Annotated in this window: 21 protein-coding genes; 6 read left to right on the plus strand and 15 right to left on the minus strand. The window is 71.3% G+C overall.

Annotated elements, in window-relative coordinates; all coding sequences use genetic code 11:
* Nucleotides 1-30: 30 nt before the first annotated feature.
* Entirely contained in the window at nt 31-447 is a 417-nt protein-coding gene (locus AB0B50_RS36075) for a tautomerase family protein (protein ID WP_362340046.1), read from the minus strand.
* A gap of 114 nt (nt 448-561) precedes the next feature.
* On the opposite strand from AB0B50_RS36075, the gene AB0B50_RS36080 reads away from it, so the two are divergent.
* Complete coding sequence (locus tag AB0B50_RS36080; RefSeq protein ID WP_362340047.1) at nt 562-1,428, plus strand: LysR family transcriptional regulator; 867 nt, start codon at nt 562-564, stop codon at nt 1,426-1,428.
* Between the two features lie 101 nt (nt 1,429-1,529).
* Here AB0B50_RS36080 and AB0B50_RS36085 read toward each other — a convergent pair whose 3' ends face one another.
* The 7 genes from AB0B50_RS36085 to AB0B50_RS36115 form a co-directional block, all read right to left on the minus strand.
* Nucleotides 1,530-1,721 (minus strand): acyl-CoA carboxylase subunit epsilon, encoded by a 192-nt coding sequence (locus AB0B50_RS36085; protein ID WP_055564440.1) that lies wholly within the window; start codon nt 1,719-1,721, stop codon nt 1,530-1,532.
* A gap of 58 nt (nt 1,722-1,779) precedes the next feature.
* Entirely contained in the window at nt 1,780-3,372 is a 1,593-nt protein-coding gene (locus tag AB0B50_RS36090) for an acyl-CoA carboxylase subunit beta (RefSeq protein WP_362340048.1), read from the minus strand.
* A gap of 218 nt (nt 3,373-3,590) precedes the next feature.
* Nucleotides 3,591-5,981, minus strand: a complete 2,391-nt coding sequence (locus AB0B50_RS36095; protein ID WP_362340049.1) for a polysaccharide lyase 8 family protein — start codon at nt 5,979-5,981, stop codon at nt 3,591-3,593.
* Nucleotides 5,982-6,146: 165 nt separating this feature from the next.
* Nucleotides 6,147-6,995, minus strand: a complete 849-nt coding sequence (locus AB0B50_RS36100; protein WP_362340050.1) for an ABC transporter permease — start codon at nt 6,993-6,995, stop codon at nt 6,147-6,149.
* Nucleotides 6,992-7,957 carry an ATP-binding cassette domain-containing protein gene (locus AB0B50_RS36105; protein WP_362340051.1) on the minus strand — a complete coding sequence of 322 codons (966 nt, stop codon included), beginning with the start codon at nt 7,955-7,957 and terminating at the stop codon, nt 6,992-6,994. Before AB0B50_RS36105 ends, AB0B50_RS36100 begins: the two co-directional genes overlap by 4 nt.
* Nucleotides 7,958-8,168: 211 nt before the next feature.
* On the minus strand, nt 8,169-9,011 hold the full coding sequence (locus AB0B50_RS36110) for a DUF4097 family beta strand repeat-containing protein (RefSeq protein WP_362340052.1): 843 nt from the start codon (nt 9,009-9,011) through the stop codon (nt 8,169-8,171).
* A 65-nt stretch (nt 9,012-9,076) separates the two neighbouring features.
* Nucleotides 9,077-9,625 (minus strand): hypothetical protein, encoded by a 549-nt coding sequence (locus AB0B50_RS36115; protein WP_362340053.1) that lies wholly within the window; start codon nt 9,623-9,625, stop codon nt 9,077-9,079.
* A gap of 339 nt (nt 9,626-9,964) precedes the next feature.
* Between AB0B50_RS36115 and AB0B50_RS36120 the strand changes: the two genes are divergently transcribed.
* The 3 genes from AB0B50_RS36120 to AB0B50_RS36130 are packed head-to-tail and all read left to right on the plus strand — an operon-like array spanning nt 9,965 to nt 11,932.
* Complete coding sequence (locus AB0B50_RS36120) at nt 9,965-10,588, plus strand: YceI family protein (protein ID WP_362340088.1); 624 nt, start codon at nt 9,965-9,967, stop codon at nt 10,586-10,588.
* Nucleotides 10,589-10,626: 38 nt separating this feature from the next.
* The gene (locus AB0B50_RS36125) at nt 10,627-11,175 is read left to right on the plus strand and encodes a hypothetical protein (RefSeq protein ID WP_362340054.1); all 549 of its coding nucleotides are present in this window, start codon (nt 10,627-10,629) and stop codon (nt 11,173-11,175) included.
* A gap of 19 nt (nt 11,176-11,194) precedes the next feature.
* Nucleotides 11,195-11,932 (plus strand): hypothetical protein, encoded by a 738-nt coding sequence (locus AB0B50_RS36130; RefSeq protein WP_362340055.1) that lies wholly within the window; start codon nt 11,195-11,197, stop codon nt 11,930-11,932.
* 65 nt (nt 11,933-11,997) lie between these two features.
* Here the strand turns inward: AB0B50_RS36130 and AB0B50_RS36135 are convergent, their stop codons facing one another.
* The 7 genes from AB0B50_RS36135 to AB0B50_RS36165 all read right to left on the minus strand — a co-directional run bounded on the left by AB0B50_RS36135 (nt 11,998) and on the right by AB0B50_RS36165 (nt 20,658).
* Nucleotides 11,998-13,296, minus strand: a complete 1,299-nt coding sequence (locus AB0B50_RS36135) for a hypothetical protein (RefSeq protein ID WP_362340089.1) — start codon at nt 13,294-13,296, stop codon at nt 11,998-12,000.
* A 174-nt stretch (nt 13,297-13,470) separates the two neighbouring features.
* Nucleotides 13,471-15,075 (minus strand): citramalate synthase, encoded by a 1,605-nt coding sequence (gene cimA / locus AB0B50_RS36140; RefSeq protein ID WP_362340056.1) that lies wholly within the window; start codon nt 15,073-15,075, stop codon nt 13,471-13,473.
* Between the two features lie 330 nt (nt 15,076-15,405).
* Complete coding sequence (locus AB0B50_RS36145) at nt 15,406-16,674, minus strand: hypothetical protein (RefSeq protein ID WP_362340057.1); 1,269 nt, start codon at nt 16,672-16,674, stop codon at nt 15,406-15,408.
* 95 nt (nt 16,675-16,769) lie between these two features.
* The gene (locus AB0B50_RS36150) at nt 16,770-17,834 is read right to left on the minus strand and encodes a hypothetical protein (RefSeq protein WP_362340058.1); all 1,065 of its coding nucleotides are present in this window, start codon (nt 17,832-17,834) and stop codon (nt 16,770-16,772) included.
* On the minus strand, nt 17,831-18,865 hold the full coding sequence (locus tag AB0B50_RS36155; protein ID WP_362340090.1) for a protein TolB: 1,035 nt from the start codon (nt 18,863-18,865) through the stop codon (nt 17,831-17,833). The genes AB0B50_RS36150 and AB0B50_RS36155 overlap by 4 nt, the downstream gene beginning before the upstream one ends.
* Nucleotides 18,866-18,986: 121 nt before the next feature.
* Nucleotides 18,987-19,616 (minus strand): TetR/AcrR family transcriptional regulator, encoded by a 630-nt coding sequence (locus tag AB0B50_RS36160; protein ID WP_362340059.1) that lies wholly within the window; start codon nt 19,614-19,616, stop codon nt 18,987-18,989.
* Between the two features lie 13 nt (nt 19,617-19,629).
* Nucleotides 19,630-20,658, minus strand: a complete 1,029-nt coding sequence (locus AB0B50_RS36165; RefSeq protein WP_362340060.1) for an agmatine deiminase family protein — start codon at nt 20,656-20,658, stop codon at nt 19,630-19,632.
* 414 nt (nt 20,659-21,072) lie between these two features.
* Here AB0B50_RS36165 and AB0B50_RS36170 point away from each other — a divergent pair, with 414 nt between their 5' ends.
* Both AB0B50_RS36170 and AB0B50_RS36175 read left to right on the plus strand, forming a co-directional pair.
* Nucleotides 21,073-21,249, plus strand: a complete 177-nt coding sequence (locus tag AB0B50_RS36170; protein WP_362340061.1) for a hypothetical protein — start codon at nt 21,073-21,075, stop codon at nt 21,247-21,249.
* A 73-nt stretch (nt 21,250-21,322) separates the two neighbouring features.
* A complete protein-coding gene (locus tag AB0B50_RS36175; RefSeq protein WP_362340062.1) occupies nt 21,323-21,949 on the plus strand; it encodes a TetR family transcriptional regulator in 627 nt (208 codons plus the stop codon).
* Nucleotides 21,950-22,001 lie beyond the last annotated feature (52 nt).

Here is a 22,001-nt window from a genome sequence, read left to right on the forward strand (position 1 = left end):
GGCCCGCACGCTTCGGCGTGCGGGCCCCTGTCAGTTGTGGCGATCGTGGTTGTCGCGGTAGTGGTTCTCGCGGTAGTGGTCGAACTGGGTCACGCCCTGGTAGCCGTAGCTCTCGGGGTGCAGTTCGTGCAGGGCGACGCCGCCGCGGGCGAGCGGGCCGAGGAGGTCGGTCAGGAACGCGGTGGCCTCGGCGATGAAAGCCTCCTTCTCCCCCGCACTGTTGGTGCCCGCGGTGATGCTGACCTCCAGGTGCGCGTCGCGGCCGCCGGTCAGGGGCTTGCCGCCCACGTAGTACCGATCGGCGGGGACCAGGTCGAGATGGACGATGGTGCGCGCGGCGGACTTGCCGAGCGCCGAGACCGCCAGGCCGGTCAGGCCCTCGGCGAGGGTGCGCCGGACGTCGGCGGGCAGGTCGGGGTCGGTGACGGTGGCCCTGATGTGGGGCATGGCTCTCCTCGGTGCTTCGGGGGGGGCCGCCGGTCCGGTGGCCCGGGGCAACTCTCGCCCCGCCTGGCACCATTGATCCAACGCATCACCGTCATAGACCTATGAGGCCGCCTCATGCCCGTGAACCTCCCCCAGCTCAGGGCCTTTCTCGCCGTCGTCGACGCGGGCGGCTTCAGCGCGGCCGCGGCCGAGCTCGGCCTCAGCCAGTCCGCCGTGTCGCACGCCGTGGCCTCCCTGGAGCGGGAGTTGGCCGCGCCGCTGCTCGTCCGGTCGGGACCGGTGCGGACGACGGCGCTCGGGGAGCGCGTCCTGCCGTACGCCCGCGGCGCGCTCGCGGCGGTCAGGTCGGTGGAGGAGCTGGCGGCCGACGCCGAGCGGACCATGAGCGGCACCGTGCGGCTCGCCTCGACGCCCACGGTCTGCCAGGGCCTGGTGCCGGGCCTGCTGCGGCACTGGCGCGAGGACCAGCCGCGTATCACCGTGCGGGTCTTCGAGGGCGACAGCGCGGAGGTCGCGGACTGGCTGGAGAACGGCACGGCCGACGCCGCCGTCCTGATCGACCCGCCGCCGGGCCCCGGCATCCAGCTCGCCGAGGACGGCTACCGCGCCCTGCTCCCCCGCGATCACCCGCTGGCGGGCGAGGAGACCGTCGACATCCGCGATCTGGAGGACGACGAGTTCCTGATCTCGCCGAACGGCTGCGAGGACCGCGTCCGCGCGATCCACGGCCTCGCGGGGCTGCGCTTCACGCCCGCGCACCGCGTGCGGGACCTGGCCACCCTGATCAGCATGGTGCAGGCGGGCCTCGGCGTGACCGTCCTGTCCGAGGTCTCCCGCTCGCTGATCCCGCCCGATCTGGTGCTGCTGCCGGTGGCGCCGCGGACCTCGCGGCGCCTGGTCCTGACCGGGCCCCGGTCCCGTTCCTGGCATCCCGCGGTCCGTGCCTTGGCGGAGTCGGCCGCGGCCCGTCTGGCGCCCTGAAGGGGCGCGGGGAACTGCGCGACCAGCCACATCCGGCCCGCAGGGACAAGCAAGGCCCCGCCCTCCCGGAGGAAGGCGGGGCCTGTGCGAAGCGGCGGGCGTCAGCCCTGCCAGCTGTGCGGCGCCCGGAAGCCCGGGGTGCGCTCCAGGCGGCGCCAGCCGGCCTTGTCGCGGCCGCGGCGGGCCGGGGCGGCGGGCTGTGCGGCGGCGCGGGCCAGCAGGATCGCGGTGATGGCCGCGACTTCCTCGGGCTCGGCGTGGCCCTTTTCGACGCGAATGTCAGGGGTAGTCATCTGCAGCGTTCTCCTTGTGGGCTACTGCGGCGCAGGGGCAGGTGCGTGTGCGGTCCCGCTACTGCGGAGGGTTGCCGTGCTTGCGCGAGGGCAGGTCGGCGTGCTTGTTGCGGAGCATCGCGAGGGAGCTGATGAGGACCTCGCGGGTCTCGGCCGGGTCGATGACGTCGTCGACCAGACCGCGCTCTGCGGCGTAGTAGGGGTGCATCAGCTCGGCCTTGTACTCCTTGACCATGCGCGCGCGCATCGCCTCGGGGTCCTCGGCGGCCGCGATCTGCCGGCGGAAGATCACGTTGGCGGCGCCCTCGGCACCCATCACCGCGATCTCGTTCGTCGGCCAGGCATACGTCAGGTCCGCACCGATGGACTGGCTGTCCATCACGATGTACGCACCTCCGTAGGCCTTGCGCAGGATCAGCGAGATCCGCGGCACGGTGGCGTTGCAGTACGCGTACAGCAGCTTGGCGCCGTGCCGGATGATCCCACCGTGCTCCTGGTCGACGCCGGGCAGGAACCCGGGGACGTCCAGCAGGGTGACGATGGGGATGTTGAAGGCGTCGCACATCTGCACGAAGCGGGCGGCCTTCTCGGAGGCCTCGATGTCCAGGACACCGGCCAGGGACTGCGGCTGGTTGGCGACGATGCCGACGACCTTGCCGTCGAGACGGGCCAGCGCGCAGATGATGTTGCGCGCCCAGCGCTCGTGGACCTCGAGATAGTCGCCGTCGTCGACGATCTCCTCGATGACCTTGGCCATGTCGTACGGGCGGTTGCCGTCGGCGGGGACCAGGTCGAGGAGCACGTCCGAGCGGCGCTCGGCCGGGTCCTCCGACTCGTGGGCCGGCGGGTTCTCCCGGTTGTTGGAGGGGAGCATCGAGATCAGGTAGCGGACCTCGGCCAGGCAGGTCTCTTCGTCGTCGTACGCGAAGTGGCACACGCCCGACGTCTCGGCGTGCACGTCGGCGCCGCCCAGGCCGTTCTGCGTGATCTCCTCGCCCGTCACCGCGCGGACCACGTCGGGCCCCGTGATGAACATCTGCGAGGTCTCACGGACCATGAACACGAAGTCCGTCAGGGCCGGGCTGTAGGCCGCGCCACCGGCGCACGGGCCCAGCATCACCGAGATCTGCGGGATGACGCCCGAGGCCTTGGTGTTGCGCTGGAAGATGCCGCCGTAGCCGGCGAGGGCCGAGACGCCCTCCTGGATACGGGCGCCCGCGCCGTCGTTCAGCGAGACCAGCGGGGCACCGGCCGCGATGGCCATGTCCATGATCTTGTGGATCTTCGTGGCGTGCGCCTCGCCGAGCGCGCCGCCGAAGATGCGGAAGTCGTGCGCGTAGACGAAGACCGTCCGGCCCTCGACCGTGCCCCAGCCGGTGATGACACCGTCCGTGTACGGCTTCTTGGCCTCCAGGCCGAAGCCCGTGGCGCGGTGCCGGCGCAGCTGCTCGACCTCTTGGAACGACCCCGGGTCGAGAAGGAGCTCGATCCGCTCGCGTGCGGTCAGCTTGCCCTTGGCGTGCTGCGCCTCGGTCGCCTTCTCACTGGGCCCGCGCAGCGCCTCCGCACGGATCTCGTGCAGTTCGGCCACGCGCCCACGCGAGTCGGTGGGCTCGCTCCCGGTTGAAGCGGTCTCGTCCAAAACGGTCATGTAGCGACCTTACGGAGCGCCCCCAGGGAAACGGACCGTCGACTCTGTACAGTCTCCGGGCCGTTTTCCTGGCACCCCCTGACAGAAGAGGGAAGGGGCACTGAAGAAGTGACGGTTCAGACCCCTGAGCGTTGTAGGGGTTCCACAAAGGAGTGGCAGAAAGGCAACCCCTAGGGCACCCCTTGTCAGCCGTCCGTCAGCGCGCTGACAGCCGGATGTCAGCCGAGAGACACGTCACACCGGTGGCTCGCGCAGGCCGTGCCGGGAGTGATCCGCAGCCGCAGCGACCTGCCCGTGCCGACGACCTCCACCGAGGGGTCCTTGGACACGATCCGGGACACCGGTCGGTTCCAGGTGAATTCGAGAGGTTCTCCCGTGCGCGGGGGCTCGCTCACATGCACCGTAGCGCTCCTCCCCCGCCGCCGGACCAGGACGCTCGCGGGTGCGGAGACGGCGAGCGGTCCCGCATCGCCCGCCCGCCAGAAGTTGGCCGCGATCAGGCCGAGCGAGTCGACGGCCACGGCCTGGACCACCGCCGAATTGGCGAGGACCGACAACCAGCGACGGTCGGCCGCACGGGCCCTCAGGGCGCGGCGCGAGGCCCCGGGCATCAGGAGATAGGCGTACGTGGCGTCCTGGGGGTCGCTCCCGTGGTCGAGCCAGAGCGTCTGCCAGCGCCGGGTGCGCCGCTCCGTGGAGCTGGTGGTGTTGATGTCGGACCAGGCTCCGGTGCGGTCCTCGCGAAGGGTCCGCAAGCCGGACGTACCGCCGGGGAAGACCCAGCCGCCGTACCCTTCGAGGTGGGCCCAGCGGGGGCGCGGGCGGTCGTCGAGGGAGAAGGCGGCGGTGCCTGCCTCGCCCAGGTTGCGGTTGTCGACGACCGTCTCGACGGGGACGCCGTCGGATGCGGTGATCCCCGCGCCGAGGCAGATCACGGCGTCGGCGGCGCAGAACCACGACGCGCGGGCGTCGAGCGTGGAGCCGAGGCCCTTCAGGTGCTGGCCGACGGCCGCGAACTCGCCGTCCGTCGCACCGCCCACCCACGTCGCCGCGGGCCTGGCCGCGCCCCACTCGCCGCCCGCCTTGTCGGGCAGCCGCTTGGTGGACACGGTGGTCCCGGGCAGCCGGTAGGGATCGACGGTCGGCCAGAACCAGTCGGTGTACTGATCGGCCCGATCGGCTCCATCGGCCCCATCGGCCCGATCGCCGTGCTTCCCGGCGGCCCACCAGTAGAGCATTCCGGCGCCCGTGTGCCAGCCGCGCGGGTTCTCGCCGTTGCCGCACTCGTAGTACGAGATCCGGTCCGAGGCCATCGAGAGGGCCACAGCGAATCCGGGGCGCCGGTGCACGGCGCGGTCCATGGCGGGGAACAGCCGGTGCCCCACCGGTTCGGGCGCCGCCCGCACGTCGGAGTCCGCCACCGCGTGCAGCCGCGACAGGTCGGCGACCCCGAACTGCCGGGCGGTGAGGATCGGCGTGACGGTGTCGCGCTCGATCCAGCCCTTGATGCGGCCGTACCAGCGCTCCCGCTCGGCCGCGCTCGCGCCGACCGCGAGCATCGCCACGGCGGCGATCAGGCCCTGCCCGTGGAAGTGGTCGCTGCGCATGACCTTGCGGTCGTCGCTCTTGAGGTAACCCCGGCTGATGGCACGCCCGTTGACGCCGTCCATCATGAGGCCGTCCAGGATCAGGGGTGCGTACGCGTGCTCGACGCTGTCGAGGACGATCTGCTTCTTGGGGTCGGTGACCTCCCAGGTGGACCCGGCGAGCAGCGCGAAGAGCCGGCCGAGTCCGTCGAGCATGACCTGGCCGTACGTTCCCGAGTACGCGACCGAGGTGTGCTGGATGAACGAGCCGTCCTCGTACAGCCCGTCGCCCTTGGTGACGTACGGGAAGACCGGGGAAAGGGCGTCACGGGCGAGGGCGACCTTGGCCGGGGCCCGGCCGAGAATGCCGCGCAGGGCGACGGAGCGGCACAGGTCGACGCGGTTGGCACCGGTCGACGTGCCGGTGTAGTCGCCGAGCGCGGAGTCGGGGACGAAGCGGTCGACGGCGGCGAAGGCCTTGTCCCTGCGGGCCGCGCCGAGGGGATCGTGGAGCGCCGCGACGATATCCATGAGCAGTCGGGGACTGCCTATCTGCCACTCCCACCAGTTGCCGTAGCGGGTGGTGGAGGCGTTGTACACGGTGGCCTCGACGTGGTCGAGGCCGCGCAGGATGTCGGCGAGGAGCCCCGCGTCACCCGTCGAGCCCGTGCCCTCGCAGACGTACGCCTGGGTCATCGTCCACAGCCTGCTGTAGCTCAAGGTGATGCCGGCCGGAGGGTCGAACGGGGCGGTGGGCCACAGGGATTCGGTGGCCGGCGCCATGGTCGAGCGGAAGGTGCGGGCGAAGTCGCCGGTCTCCTTGAGGCGGGAGGCGTACGGCTCGGCGGCGGGGTCGTAGCCGGTGCCGAGGGAGATCTCCAGCCAGCGCCGCCGGAGCGAGTCGAACTCGTCGTCGCCCTGCGCGGCGTACGCCTGGGACGGGAAGGTCGACATGGCGGCTCCGGCTGCTCCGGCTGCTCCGAAAGCGGTTGTGGCGAGGAAGGTGCGGCGGGTGGGTGTCATGCGACAGGGGTGTACCAAGACTTAGAAAGCGCTGTCTATACCTCTGCCGGACATCGGCGTGCGGCTCACGACAACAGAGCGGACGGCACACGACGACAGAAATGGGCGCCGCGCGACGTGCGTCGCGCGGCGCCCTCTGCGAAGTACCCCTGTAACTCCGCAGGTTCAGCGGGTGACGCCTCGCTTGAAGAGCGAGCGCGCCCATACGAAGCCGAGCAGGGCGATGGCGATGCCCCAACCCACGGCCAGCGGACCGAACTTGCCGATCTCGCCGCCGGTGAGCAGCCCGCGCAGGGTCTCGGTAAAGGCGGTGTAGGGCTGCCACTCGGCGAAGTGGCGCAGCCAGTCCGGCATCGAGTCGAGCGGCACGAACACGCTGCTGAGGAAGGGCAGCAGGAAGGAGAAGGGCAGGGCGACGCTGCTGGCCGCCTCCGGGGCCTTGACCAGCTGGCCGAGCGCGACCGCGAGCCAGGTGAGCGCGGTGCTCATGAGGGTCAGGAGCCCGGCCGCCGCGACCCACTCGATGGGCTCGGCACCGGAGCGGAAGCCCACGAGGAAGGCGACGCCGACGACGAGGACGAGGGTGAGCAGCGTCTGGATGACGGCGCCGACGGCGCGGCCCGTGAGGATCGAGGAGCCGTTGATCGGCATGGTCCTGAAGCGGGCCACGATGCCCTCGGTCATGTCGGTGCAGACGCCGACCGTGGTCGGCAGGACGCCCGAGCCGACCGCCATCAACAGGATGCCGGGGACGAGGTAGTTGATGTAGTCGCCGGAGTCCTGCGCCCCCATGCCTGCCGACATCGTGCCGCCGAAGACGTAGTTGAAGAGCAGCAGCATGGCGATGGGCATGCTCACCAGGCTGATCGTCATGGCCGGATAGCGGCGCGCGTGCCGGAGGTTGCGGCGCAGCATGGTCAGGGAGTTGCTCAGCGCCGAGGTCGGGACGGGCTGGTGCGAGCGGATGACGGCCGGGGCCGCTGCGGTCGTGGCGGTGGTGGCGGTGGCGCTCATCGGGTCGTCGCTTTCTCGTTGTCGGGGCGGCCGGTGACGGCGAAGAAGACGTCGTCCAGGTCGGGGGTGTCGATGGTGAGGCCTTCGACCTCGGCCTCCGTGGCCTCGACCCAGTCGAGCAGGGCCTTGACGGACTTGACGCTGCCGTCGCTGGGGACCTGCAGGGTGAGGGAGTCGTCGTCGCGGCTGCCGATGCCGAGGGTGCGGGAGGCGCGCTCCAGGGCGGGCATGTCACCGAACCGCAGCACGACATGGCCGCCGGGGACGAGGCGCTTGAGCTCGGCGGGGGTTCCCTCGGCGACGAGCTTGCCGCCGCTCAACACCGCGATGCGGTCGGCGAGTTGGTCCGCCTCCTCCAGGTACTGCGTGGTGAGCAGGACGGTGACGCCGTCGGACACGAGGTCTCGCACGATCTCCCACATGCCGTGGCGGCTGCGCGGGTCGAGGCCGGTCGTCGGCTCGTCCAGGAAGATGATGCTCGGGTTGCCCACCAGGGTCATCGCGATGTCGAGCCGGCGCCGCATACCGCCGGAGTACGTGGCAGCGGGCTTCCTCGCCGCCTCGACGAGGTCGAACCGGTCCAGGAGGTCGGCGGTGAGCCGCCGGGCCTGGCGGCGGCCGAAGCCGTAGAGGTCGGCCATGAGGAGCAGGTTCTCCTCGCCGGACAGGAGGTTGTCGACGGCGGAGAACTGTCCGGTGACGCCGATCGCGGCGCGCACCTTCTCGGGCTCGCGGTTCAGGTCGTGGCCCGCGATCCGCACCTCCCCCGCGTCGGCCCTGACGAGCGTCGACAGGATCTGTACGGCGGTGGTCTTGCCCGCGCCGTTGGGGCCGAGCAGGGAGAAGATCGTCCCCTCGGGGATGGTGAGGTCGATGCCGTCCAGGACGGTCTTCTCGCCGAAGGACTTGCGCAGTCCGGTGGCGGTGATCGCCGCCGGGCGCGCCTGGTGGGGCGTTGCCATGTCCGTTCCTTTTCGGGTGCGGGCAGCCTCGGTACCGGACACCAGTTCGAAACTGATTCCGGACGGCTGCCTGGGTGGCAGCAGGGGGAAGTGGGGTGGGGGTGAAGGTCTGGGTGGGGTGAAGGTCTGGGTGGGGTGAAGCTCTGGGCCAGGTGAAGCTCTGGGCGGGGCAGGGGCGAGGGGCGGGAGCAGCGGCCCGGAGGCCCGCGGATCAGGACCGGTGGATCACGATGTCGCCCATGCCCGTGCGGGCCCGCACCTTGAGGGTGTCCGTGGGCTCGCCCGGCACGTCCGAGGACTCCAGCGCCTGCTTCACGGAGCCGAACCGCGTGTGGACGTCGAGCCAGGTGGCCGTGCCCTCGCGGATGCCGATGTCGATGCTGCCCGCGGCCGTCTCCACGACGGCGGTGCCGCGCACCAGCTCGCCGATGCTGATGGTGCCGGTGGCGGTCTTGATGCCGACGTCGGCGGCCGCGCGGTCGACGGAGACGGCGCCGTTGGCCGCCTTCACCGTGATGTCGCCCTCGATGTCGCCGAGGTGGGTGGCGCCGTTGGAGTTCTTGACCCCGACGGAGCCCGTGACCTCGCCGAGGCGGACCTCGCCGGTGCCGGTACGGACCTCGGCCCCGCCGTTCGCGCGGCCGACGGTCACCTCTCCATAGCCGGTGGTGAGCTTGACCGAGGCGGCGCGCTCGACCTGCACGTCACCGGCGGACGTCTTGAACTCGCAGTCGCCGAGCCTGCCTTCGGCGGTGAAGTGCACCGCGGCGCTGGTGGCATGCACCTCCGAGCCGGCGGGCAGGGCGATCTCCACCTCGACCGACGGGTGGTGCCTGCTGAACGGGGAGCGGTCCTTGGGCCCCTTGACCACCAGCTTGCCGTTGGCGAACTCCACGCGGGTGCGCTCGGCCGCCTTGACGTCCAGGTCCCTGGTCTCACTGCTGGGACGCACGTCGACGACGGTGTCGGCGCGGTCACCGGCCACGACCCTGAGGGTCCCGATGTCGAACGCGATCGTGGCGGTGATGGGCTTCGGGGTGTCGAAAGAAGGCATGGCAGTCCCGTCCTACTGGCTCGGTGTGAAGTGAAGTCCCGTGTGTGGGCCGGGGGTTGCGGCGGCTACCGCACCCAGCCGGTGAAGCCGTTGCCCGGCCGCCCGAACTCCCGGCGGACCGCGGGCCGACCTGCGGGCTGGTCCAGGGCGCCCGAGACGGCACGCACGAGCCAGGCATTGACCGACAGACCGTCTCGGCTCGCCGCCTCCTCGACACGGGCCTTGACGTTGGCCGGCAGGCGGAGGTTGATCCGGGCGGTGGCACCGTCGTCCGCCGCGTCGGAGGCGGCCGCGGGCGGCGGGGGCGCGGGGGCCGGCTGTGCGGCCATGAGGGCTTCGTACTCCGCCTGGGCGTCGAACGCCTCGGCCGCGGGCGGCAGCGTCACCACGAACTCGGGGTCGAGTCCACGCAGTCGCAGGTCGACCGAGCCCGGCGCGAGATCGCTGGTGATCTCGTCCGCGGCGGCGGAGAGCGCGTTCAGCAGAGTGAGCCGGGCGGCCGACTCGAGCGGGGCGGTGAGGCGCTCGGCAAGGGCGCGGGCCTCGTCGCCACCGGCTTCGGCGGCTACCGCGAGCTCCTGCCGGAGCTGGTCGACGTACTGCGTGAGGTTCATGACGCCATAGTGGCATCACAATGGCGCCAAGGCAAGCGCAGGAGCGACCGAAAACCGGCAACGAGGGGTGACCGTTGAGCCTTTCCGCAGGTCAGACGGGTCGAAATTGACATGGGGCAATTTTGGCGCCGCGATGGCATCACATGGCGCCACCTGGTGCCGAAGTGGCATCGAAACCCTCACGTCGCGCGGAAATGGCGAGGGGAACAGAGACTGATCGTGACGAGTGGGACACGCACCGCCGTAGGTTGAACATTGAACTGAATCGCGCTACATTCAATCTCGTTGAACATTCAACAGAAACTCTCCTCATCGGAGCTCGTCCCCAAGGAGCACGCCATGGGTCTCTTCGGCCGCAAGAACGACACCGCCACCGCCACCGCCGCCCCGGCAGCCGCGCCCCCCGCGGTCGCCCCGGAGCTCGCCGCGCTGACCGGCGACTACACGATCGACCCGTCGCACACGACGATCGGCTTCGTCGCCCGGCACGCCATGGTCACGAACGTCAAGGGCTCGTTCCTCGACTTCGCGGGCACGCTGCACCTGGACGGCTCGGACCCGTCCCGCTCGACGGCCTCCATCGACGTGAAGATGGAGAGCATCGACACGGGCAACGCCGACCGCGACGGGCACCTGAAGAGCGCGGACTTCTTCAAGACCGAGGAGTTCCCCGAGATGACCTTCCGCTCCACCGAGGCGGAGGCCCTGGGCGGCGACGACTACCGCATCACCGGCGACCTGACGATCCTCGGCACCACGAAGCCGCTCTCCATCGACCTGGAGTTCAACGGCTCGGCCAAGGACCCGTTCGGCAACGAGCGCGTCGGCTTCGAGGGCAAGGCGGAGATCCTGCGCTCGGAGTGGGGCCTGACGTGGAACGCCGCGCTGGAGACCGGTGGCGTGCTCGTCTCCGACAAGATCAAGCTGAACTTCGACATCTCGGCCATCAAGAACGCCGCCTGACCGGCCACGGCGACACGGGGGCACGCTAACGTTTCGCCGTGCCCGAGTTCATACAGCAACTGCCCGCGCTCCTGGGCGTGATCATCGGCGCCCTCGGCTCGTATGTGGCGATCATGCGGGGCGACCGGATCCGGTTCCGACGGGAGCAGGCGGCGCGTTGGGAGGAGCGGCGGCTCGCGGTCTACACCGAGTACGCCCGGGTCCTGAAGCAGACTGTCACGCTGACCTACCGGATCGCCGCCCACCTCGGCAACGACCCCCATCCGCACCCCCTCTCCCCGCGCGACGCGGAGACGTACCTGACCGAGGCCGCCGACGCGCGGGATCCCGCGGGGGAGGCGCTGCTCATGCTGGGGGCGCCGGACGTGGTGGACAAGGCGCGGGTGTGGGTGGTGACGGTGATCGAGATGGAGCAGTTCCTGCGCGACGAGACGCGGGATCCGCAGGCGTGGAGCGGCATGCTGCAGCGGCAGCGGGCCGCGCGGCAGGAGTACTACGCGGCGGTGCGGCGGGACTTGGCGCTGCCGCCGGGGCATTCGGGCCAGTGGTCGGTGACGGCTCCGGCAGCCGTTCCCCGGGGCGACTGATCCAAGTACCGTGATCCCCATGGCAATCGAGGACTTCGAGGCGTTGGTGGCGCGGGCGGAGGCGGACCCCGCGGTCGTCGGTCTGATCCTCAGCGGATCACGGGCGCGGGAGGGCATGGCGACGGAGCACTCCGACCACGATGTGTACGTCGTCACGGCGGACGGCGCGAAGCCGAAGTCCCTGGCGGGGCGGCGATCAACGGCTCTGGACGTGGTGGTGCTGTCCCTCGGGGAGTTCCGTACGCGCGGGTTGCCGGGTGATGCGTACGCGTGGGACAGGTATGCCTTCGTGCACTGCGAGATCGTGCTCGACTGCCTGGACGGCGAAATCAAGGAACTGGTCGCCCGCAAGGCGACGTTGGATCCGGACGAGGCGCGTCGCCTCACCGACGAGAGCCTGGACGCGTACATCAACTCGCTCTACCGCTCGGTGAAGAGTCATCGCGACGGCCGCGCCGGGGCCGCGCATCTGGATGCCGCCGAGAGTGTGGGGTGGTTCCTGACGGCGCTGTTCGCTCTGCACGGCAGGGTGCGCCCGTACAACAAATACCTGGAGTGGGAGCTGGCCAAGTCCCCATTGGGCGCCCCGCATTGGTCCCTCCCCCAGCTGCTCCCCACGCTGCGCCGCATCCTCGCGGACGGCGACCTTCCCACGCAGCGTGAACTGTTCGCCCGGCTGGAAAGCTCGGCACGTGAGGCGGGCCACGGGGAGGTCATCGACTCCTGGGGCGATGACGTGCTGCTGTTGCGCCCCTGAACGCCGGGGTGAGCGCCTGGCCGATCGGTTGCCCGGCGGCTTCGGGCTGTGCTCCCCCCGCCCGCCTAGAACCCTCCCCCACCCCCGAAGTCCCCGCCGCCTCCGAAGTCGCCACCCCCGAAGTCGCCGCCGCCCCCGAAGTCGCCCGGGTCGAAGTCCGCGCCCGAGTAGTCGCCGCCCCCGTAACCGCCGCCGAAGTCGCCGTACCCCGAGCCGTAGTCCGCCGCGTACGCGGGGCTCGACATCATGCCGCCCAGCATCGTGCCGATCAGCAGTGCCGGCAGCACTCCCCCGCCGAAGTACCCGCCGGCCCACGGCCCGTACGCAGGACCGGCCTCCCAGTAGGGGCGGCGCTCACCCGACTCCGTGGCGACTGTCCGCACCATCGGGTCCTGGCCGTCCGCAAGGCGCGCCGCGTCCGCCGCGCACACCGGAACCGACCGCTCCTCGCCACGCGCCGGCGCCCACGGGACATCCTCCACCGACGGCCCGTGCCGCGGGTCGAAGAAGCAGGGGGCCCGCCGCTCCGGCAGCTCCCGCCCCTCCCGCCGCGCGGCGAGCAGGGCCAGGGAGAAGCGGCCGTCCTCCAGGGCCTGGGTGACGCCCCGGACGTCCTCGGGGCGCTCCGCGGAAGCCATGTACGACTTCGCCTTCTCGTAGGCGTCGAGCGCCCGCTCGTAGTCCGCGCGCATCGCGTCGTCCGCGCCCGCCTCCGCGGGGTGGAAGTCCAGCCGCTCCAGCTCCTCGCCGAACGCGGTGATGTCCTCGTCGACGACGACGGACAGCTTGCGCAGCGCCTCGCGCTGCTCCTCCTCGTGCCGCCGCTTCTTCCTGCGCACCACGGCGTACGCCCCACCCGCACCGGCCACGACCACCACACCGACCCCGACGAGCGCACCCACCGGAACCCCGCCGTCCGAGCCGTCGCCGCCCCAGGACTGCGGGGCCTTGCCGTTGGCCTGGACGAGAGCCTGGTCGACGAAGTGGTTGAGCTGCGCAGCGGCGCTCTCGCCCTGGACGAGCGAGACGAGGTTGTCGACGGCGTTGCCGGTCAGGACCGAACGGTCGGCCTTGGCGTCGAAGCCGCCGCCGAGCCGCACGGCGTAGACACCGGTCACGCCGGTCTCGGTGCGCAGCTTCCGGAAGAGGTCCTGCTGCGGGAAGCTGTCCGGCAGCACGGCCACGAAGACCGGCTTGCCCGCCTTCTCGATCTTCCGGGCGAGGTCGTCCGCCTGGGAGTCGGACAGCTGGTCGGACGCCGCGGGATCCACGTACACCGGACCCTTCTGCCAGGCCTCGGCGACCACCGACGTGCTGGACGCGTCCAGCGCACCGGGCACAGCCGGTGCGCCGGGCGCAGCCATCACCCCCGGCGCAGTCGTGACGGACACGACACCCAGGGCGAGCAGCAGCCCGGACAGTCCGACGGTGATCCGCTTCGTCCGATTCCTCATACTTCGAACGTAACCCAGCGCGGCCGCCGACGGGGGCCCGGGGAGGGGTACAGAAGACGGCCGGCCCCGGGGCCGACAGCCCGCCTACTCGACCGGCTCGACCCCGGCCCGCAGCAGCCCGTACGTGTAGGCGTCCTCCAGGGCTCCCCACGACGCCGCGATGACGTTGTCCGCGACGCCGACGGTCGACCACTCGCCGACCCCGTCGGAGGTGGAGATCAGGACGCGCGTGGTCGACGACGTGCCGTGCTTGCCCTCCAGGATGCGGACCTTGTAGTCGACGAGCTCCAACTTGGCGAGCTGCGGATAGATTCGCTCCAGGCCGACCCGCAGCGCCCGGTCGAGGGCGTTGACCGGGCCGTTGCCCTCGGCGGTGGCGACGATGCGCTCGCCCTTGGCCCACAGCTTCACGGTCGCCTCGTTGGCGTGCGTGCCGTCGGGGCGGTCCTCGACGATGGCCCGCCAGGACTCGACACGGAAGTACCTGCGCGCCCTGCCCTCGGCCTCCTCGCGGAGCAGCAGCTCGAAGGAGGCGTCGGCGGCCTCGTACGTGTACCCCTTGAGCTCGCGCTCCTTGACCCGGTCCACCACGCGGCCGACCAGCTCCCGGTCGTCGCCGAGGTCGATGCCGAGCTCCTTGCCCTTGAGCTCGATGGAGGCGCGGCCCGCCATGTCGGAGACCAGCATGCGCAGCCGGTTGCCGACGAGGTCCGGGTCGATGTGCTGGTACAGGTCCGGGTCGACCTTGATCGCGGAGGCGTGCAGGCCCGCCTTGTGCGCGAAGGCGGAGACGCCGACGTAGGGCTGGTGGGTCGACGGGGTCAGGTTCACGACCTCGGCGATGGCGTGCGAGACGCGGGTCATCTCGCGCAGCGAGCCCTCAGGAAGGACCTGCTTGCCGTACTTGAGTTCCAGGGCTGCGACGACGGGGAAGAGGTTGGCGTTGCCGACCCGCTCGCCGTAGCCGTTGGCGGTGCACTGCACGTGGGTGGCGCCCGCGTCGACGGCCGCGAGGGTGTTGGCGACGGCGCAGCCGGTGTCGTCCTGGGCGTGGATGCCGAGCCGCGCGCCGGTGTCGGCGGCGACGGTGGCGACGACGGCCTGGACCTGCGCGGGCAGCATGCCGCCGTTGGTGTCGCACAGGACGACGACGTCGGCGCCCGCCCCGGCGGCGGCCCGCACGACGGACTTGGCGTACTCGGGGTTGGCGCGGTAGCCGTCGAAGAAGTGCTCGCAGTCGACGAAGACCCTGCGGCCCTGCGAGACGAGGTAGGAGACGGTGTCGCGGACCATCTCCACGTTCTCGTCGAGGGTGGTGCGCAGGGCGAGTTCGACGTGCCGGTCGTGGGACTTGGCGACGAGCGTGATGACCGGGGCGCCGGACGCGAGAAGGGCGCCCACCTGCGGGTCGTCGGCGGCCTTGGCGCCCGCGCGGCGGGTGGCGCCGAAGGCGACGAGCTGGGCGTGCCGGAAGGTGATCTCCTGCTGTGCCCGCGCGAAGAACTCGGTGTCGCGCGGGTTGGCGCCGGGCCAGCCGCCCTCGATGAAGCCCACGCCGAAGTCGTCCAGATGGCGGGCGATGGTCAGCTTGTCCGCGACGGTGAGGTTGATGCCTTCGCGCTGCGCGCCGTCGCGCAGCGTCGTGTCGAAGACATGGAAGGAATCGTCGGGTGTGCTGGTTTCCGTCATGCTGTCTGGCTCCTGTGTCGGATCTCGGTCTACCGGAAGGACCGGCTCCACCGCCCCCAATGATCCCGCGCGCTCCGCGCCCGGCTGCAGTTGGGCCGGGAAACGAAAAAACCCCTCGCGGGTGCGAGAGGTCTGCGCGCGGGTCGAGGACGACGGTGTCCGCCCGTACATGGTGGTACGAGACGGTCACTGCGGACCGGCGCGCCTGCTGCCAATAATCATGGCGAACGAGAGCACAGAGGCAGCTTGCCACGGTTCGCGGCGGCGCGGGGCCCCCGTCTCACGATGCGGGCGGCGCGTGGACGCGCCGCCCGCACGGTGGTTGGGGCGTCAGCGCAAGTGGCGTACGAAGACGTCGTCCCCGTCGTTGGTGTCACCCGGAAGCAGGGCCTTGTCCGACGACTCGAAGGTGACGCGGGTGCCGTCGCGCGAGATGCCGCCGGGCAGGACGTTCGCCGTCGCGGCGCCGCCCGCGGTGTCCGGGGACACGAGCGTGGTGGTGCCCTTCTTCAGGTCCCGGAGGTAGGTCGGCCACTCCTTGCCGTACTGGCTGCCGGCCTCGGTGAGCTCCGACATGTATGTGAGGTGACGGCCGTCGGCGCTGATCGCGGGCGAGCGGGTGTAGGCCTCGCCGGGGCCGCCCTGGGTGCCGTGGATGCGCTGGTTCCTGCCGGTGGCGACGTCATGGACGAAGACGTTCCAGGCGCCGTCGTTGTCGTCGGGCGCCAGGTGCGTGTCGCGGGACTCGAAGACGACCGTGCGGCCGTCACCGCTGATGGAGGCGGACAGGGACTCCTTCTCGGTCTTGGCGCCGTCGTGGGAGCGGTCGACCTGGGAGAGCTTGCCGGTCCTGCGGTCGCGCAGCCACAGGTCGCTCCAGTCGTCGCCGCGCGGGCCGTTCACGAAGGAGTTGGCGTAGACGACGTAGCGGCCGTCGTCGCTGACGGTCGGCGAGTGGGCGTTGCGTTCGCCGTCGCCGCCCGTGTACGGATGGCTGATCCGCTCGGTGGTGCCGGTCTTCCGGTCGCGCAGGAAGACCGCCGTGCCGTCGAACTGCGGGCCGTCCGTGCTGAAGACGGCGTACCGCGCGTCGGCGCTCAGGGAGACGCTGCCCGCGCTGTCGCCGGGGAAGCCGTCGGGCAGCTCGACGTCGAGGCGCTCGAAGGTCTTGGTCCTGCGGTCGTAGAGGTGGACGTCGCGCACGGTCGGATGGCCCTCGACGGTCGCCGCGACGAAGGCGACGTACCGCCCGTCCGCGCTCAGCGAGGGGCTGCTCAACTCGCGCCCCTCCAGGGCGATCCGCTCGGTCGTGCCGGCGCGCAGGTCGCGTACGAAGATGTCGCGCTGCCCGTTCGTGTCCCCGGCCACCAGGTCGCTCGCCGCGGAGCCGAACGCCGCGTACCGGCCGTCGCGGCTGACGGATCCGTCCGAGGAGCGGTCGTTTCCCGCCTTGCCGTCGGCGGTGACGCTGACGCCCTCGGTGCGGGGCGCCCTGCCCTCGCCGGGCGCGGCGACGGCGACGGGCAGGGCGGTGACGGTGGTCGCGACGACGCCTGCCGCGAGGGCCAGGGCGAGTCGCTTGCGGTGGGTGCAGTACATGGTCGGATCCCCCGTGCTTTCTGTTCGTCGGTGGAACGGTGAGTGGTTGCCGCGGGAGCGCTCCGCGTGCGCCGGGAGCGCTCCCACTGTGCGGTTCAGCGTGTGTGGCGCACGAAGACGTCGGTGTCGCCGTTCGTGTCGCCGGGCACCAGGTCCGTGGCCCCGGAGGTGAACGCCACCTCACGGCCCTTGGCGGTGACGGCGCCCGGCACGGCCTGGCCGGGGCCCACGGGCACGCGTCGGCCCGTGCGCAGGTCGAGCAGCGTCAGGGTGTCCCCCTCGGCCGCGGCGAGGACCGCGTACCGCCCGTCGCGGCTCGCGGAGGTGGCGGGCGTGTCCGCGACGTGCCGGGTCCTGCCGGTGCGCAGGTCACGTACGTAGGTGCCGCCGTCGGCGCCGAAGACGACGTACCGTCCGTTGTCGCTGAGCTGGACGAGGCTGCCCTTGCCCAGGCCCTTGTCGACGTGGACGACATCTCCGGTGGCGCGGTTCCTGACCAGGACGTCGGCGGGGTCGTCGCCCGCGGTGCGGACCTGGTAGGCGACGCGGGTGCCGTCGGCGCTCAGCGAGGCGAACTCCTTGTCGCCGTCCGCTTCGCCGGAGATCAGGTCGTTGGCCCCGGTGGCCAGGTCGCGTACGTACAGGCGCTGGGTGGGCCGGGTGCGGCTGCCCGCGCCGTAGGCGACCTGGCCGCCCTCGCGGGTGACCGACCACAGCTCGCCCGTCCACGCCTGCGGGTCGGACTCCGGCAGGACCTCGTGCGTGGTGCCGGTCGTGCGGTCGTACAGGTACGGGACGGGGACCTTGGTGCCGGAGGTGTGGCCGACGTGGCGTCCGTCGCCGCTGATGACCGGCGGCGCCCAGGAGTGGCCGCCCGCGCCGGGCACCGCGGTCACCTCGCCGGTGTCCCTGTCCTTCAACCGGAGGCAGGTGTAGGTGTTCTGGCGGCAGCCGAACTCGGCCGCCTTCGTGAAGAAGGCGAGATACCGCCCGTCGTCGCTGAGGACGCCCTGGTGGGAGTAGCCGTCCAGCTGGGCACCCGCGCCGGTGGTGCTGACCCGCTCGGTGTGCGGCTCCTTCGGCCGCGCCTGCGCGTTCGCGCCGGTGAAGGACACGGCCACCGCCGCGCCCAGCAGGGCCGTCGCGGCCCGCGACCTCATCGCGCCGTCCACTTGAAGACGTCACGGAAGCCGTTCGTGTCGCCCGGCACCACATCCGTGTCCGCCGAGCTGTACACGATCCCCCTCCCCTTGGGGGCGATCGCGCCCGCGGTGGCCCCGCCGTGGCCGACGGTCGCCTCGTGGCCGCTGCGGAGATCGCGGAGCACGAGGGCCGACTCGGCGTCCCCGTAGAGCAGTTGGCTCCCGTCGCGGCTGACTGCCCGAGCGTTCTTGCCGGGGAAGTGCTGGACCTTTCCGGTGCGCAGATCGCGTATGTAGGCGCCGTCCGCGGAGTTCATCGCGACCGTGCGGCCGTCGACCTGCGCCAGGGTGGACGGCGTGCCGTCGTCGACGCGGGTGAGGGTGCCCGTGGTGCGGTCGCGGAGCCAGACCTCCTGGGTGCCCTTGTCCTCGTAGGCGACGTAGCGGCCGTCGGCGCTGAGGGACGGGTCCACCATGTCGCGGGCCGAGTCGGGCGGTCCGTCGCTGATGACCTCGCGGGAGTTCGTCTCACGGTCGTAGACCTCGACCCGCGCGGGGTCGCCGGGGTGGCGCGGCTGCAGGTCGTAGGCGACGTAGCGGCCGCTCGCGCTGATGGCGGGCGAGGACGCGCTGACCTTGAAGCCCTTGCCGTCGATCTGCTCGATCCGCCCCGTGCTCAGATCGGTGAGGAAGACGTTGATGCCGTGCACGCCCCAGCCGGTGTGCGCGGCGTACCGCCCGTCGTCGCTGAGGACGGGGGCGCCCATGGAGTTCTTGAGCCGGGTGACCTCGCCGGTCTTCAGGTCGCGTACGAATCCGTAGTCGTACGGGCCCTGGTGACCCTCCGTCAGATTCTCCGCGTCGCTGCGGAAGGCCACATGACGGCCGTCCCCGGACAGGGTCGCTCCGTCCGAGGCACCGTCGGCCTCGGTCCCGTCGGCCGCGACGCTCACGCGCTCGACGCGTGGCGCGGGCGGCGCCGCATGCGCCGAGGCGGCCGGCAAGGCGGTGGTGCCGAGTGCCGCAAGCAGCACAGCACTCAAGGACACACGTCTGGCAGTGGACATGGCTTCCCCCAAAGACCTGTCTCTCCCCCCGGCCCGACGTCAGGGCCCACGGGGATACAAGCGCACCACCAGGCAGCAGGCAATCCGCCGGATTGCGTACAACCTAGACAGGCCGCCGGGCGTCCCGGGCGCCCGGGGCGAGCGCTCCGTCCAGGAACTCCCGTACGTGTACGAGGACTTGGTCGCGCCCCGTGCCCCGCAGGCCGATCGCCACATGGATGGAGAACCCGTCGAGCAGCGCCCTGAGCCGGGCCGCGAAACGGTCGGGGTCGATTGCCCCGAACTCGCCGCGCGAGACGCCCTCGGCGAGCAGCGCCACCAGGTCGCGGTGCCAGGCCCCCTCGATCGCGGCCTGCCGGTCGCGACCCTCCTCGTCGGCGTTCAGGGAGCGGTTCCAGACCTCCAGCCAGAGCGTCCAGTGAGGGTCGCCCACGCGGTCGGGGACGTACAGCTCGACGTACGCGTCGAGGCGTTCGCGCGCCGTGCCGGAGCGGGCGAGGAGGCGGCCGCGCTCGGCGCCGAGGCGGCCCTCGCTCCACTCCAGGGTGCGCAGGAGCAGCTCGTCCTTGGTACGGAAGTAGTAGAGGAGATGGCCGGAGCTCATGCCGACCTCGCGGCCGAGCGCCGCCATGGTGAGCTTCTCCAGGCCGCGCCCCGCGATCATCTCCATGGCCGCCGCCAGGACGTCCTCACGCGGCGGGGCGTTCTTCCGCGCGCGGACCTGACCGGCCATGCCTACTCCTTGATCACACCTTCGGCTGCTGCTGGGTGATGCAGTGGATGCCACCGCCCCCGGCAAAGATCGTACGGGCGTCGACGAGCGTCACCGTCCGGTCCGGGAAGAGACCGCGGAAGATGTCCGCCGCGACCTCGTCGTTCGGGTCGTCGAAGGCGCACAGGACGACGCCGTCGTTGCAGAGGTAGTGGTTGATGTACGAGTAGTCGACCCAGCCGTCGTCGTCCTCGAGGACGGTCGGGGCGGGCACCTCGACGATGTTCAGGGTGCGGCCGCGCGCGTCGGTCTGCCCCTCCAGGGTCGCGATGATCTCCTTGCTGACCTCGAAGTCGGGGTGGGCGGGGTCCCGCTGGGAGTGGACGAGGACCACGCCGGGCGCGGCGAAGGCGGCGACGATGCCGACATGGCCGCGGGTGCCGAACTGCCCGTAATCGCCGGTGAGTCCGCGCGGCAGCCAGATCCCTTTCTCGGTGCCGATACGGGCGTGGATCTCCTCCTCGACCCGCTCGCGGGTCAGGCCGGGGTTGCGGTGCGGGTCGAGCTGGACGGTCTCGGTGAGCAGCACGGTGCCCTCGCCGTCCACGTGGATGCCGCCGCCCTCGTTGACGAGCGGCGAGGGGTGCACGGGGACGCCCGCGAGGTCCGCGACATGCCGGCCGATCTTCGCGTCGTGCTCCCAGCGGGCCCACTCCTGGGCGCCCCAGCCGTTGAACGTCCAGTCCACGGCGGCGAGCCCGGCGCCGTCGCGGACGAAGGTGGGGCCGATGTCCCGCATCCACGCGTCGTCGAGTTCGCGCTCGACGAGGTCCACGTCGGGCCCGAGGAGCGCGCGGGCCGACTCGCTCTGACCGATGCCGACGACCATCGTGACGGGCTCGAAGCGGCGCACGGCACGGGCCACGCCCGCCCAGGCCTCGCGCGCGTCGGCGAGCTCCCGCTCGGTGGTGAAGGTGGGGTTGGGGCCCGGCCAGGCCATCCAGGTGCGCTCGTGCGGGGCCCACTCGGGGGGCATGCGGAAGCCGTCGGCGGCAGCGGTCATGGCGTACACCTTCAGGGGGGAGGAGGGCTTTGGCTTCGGAGGGCTTCAGAGAGTTTCAGAGAGCTTCAGAGAGATTTAGAGCAACACTCTAACTGCGAGGCCCGCATGCCGGAAGCATTGACGTGAGGGCACGCCACACATCACATAGAGTGCTGCTCAAACATGGGGCGGCCATCGGGACCGGCGGGCGCCAGGGGCACCCTCATGCCGATAGAGCCGATAGAGCCGATAGAGCCGATAGAGCCGCGTGGAGTCGACACCGTCCCGGACGAGGAACGCACGATGGGGTATCCCCTGCCCATTGAGAGCTCGGGGAAGGGCCTGCCCCCGCGTACGGCTCCGGTCGCGGACCTCGTAGCCTGAGAGGACCGCATTGACCAGCGGAAACAAACACGAACACGGGGAGCACGACGCATGGAAGAGCTGATCGAACTCGGCGTACGCGCGGCGAAGGGCGCCGGCTCGGCGGTCCTCGGTCTGGTCGACGTCTTCAGCCACTCGCCGGGCGGGGAATCGGTTGGCGGGGGCGAGAAGAAGGACGAGAAGAAGGGCGAGGGCGAGGACGGGGCCGGGGCCGGGGCCGGGGGCTAAGCGCCCGCGCAATAGCGCCACCGAGTAGCAGAAGCCATCAAGGGGCATTCGCTCCCGTGGCTACACTTCCCCCATGGACATCGACCAGCTGCCCCTTCGGGAGCGCAAGAAGCTGCGGACGCGGCAGGCGCTCGTCGACACCGCCCTGGACCTGTTCACGGAGCGCGGCTTCGACGGCGTCACGCTCGACGCGCTGTGCGATGCGGTGGATGTCTCCAAGCGGACGTTCTTCCGTACGTTCAGCAGCAAGGAAGACGTGGCGATGGCGCCGACGCAGGATCTGTGGGCGGCGTTCCTGGAGGAGCTGGAGGAAGCCGAACCGGCCGCCGGGCAGCCGTTGTTCGAGGTCCTGCGGGACGTGCTGCTGACGGCGCTGGACCGGATGCCCGCGGCGGGGTGGACGGACCGCGTGCTGCTCAGCCGCAGGCTCGCGGCGCAGACGCCGTCCATGGACGCGCATGGCCTCGCCTTCTGCGAGCGGACCAGCCGCGCGGCACTGACGACCGCGCGGCACCGCTTCGCCCTTCCGGGGGCGGAGGATCTACGGCCTCGGCTCGCGATCGACCTGCTGGTCGCGGCGTTCCACCGGGCGCTGGAGAACTGGGCGGACGCACCGAAGCCCACTCGCGAGAACCTCGCGAGTGGGCTTCGGAGTGCCTGTGCCGCGGTGCCGGGGAGCCTCACGCTCCCGGCGCGTTAAGCCCCTCCAGGGGCGCGGGGCCCTGGCATTCGCGGCTCCGCCGCGGGGCGCG

This window comes from Streptomyces sp. NPDC041068 (assembly GCF_040647455.1).
GTDB lineage: Bacteria > Actinomycetota > Actinomycetes > Streptomycetales > Streptomycetaceae > Streptomyces.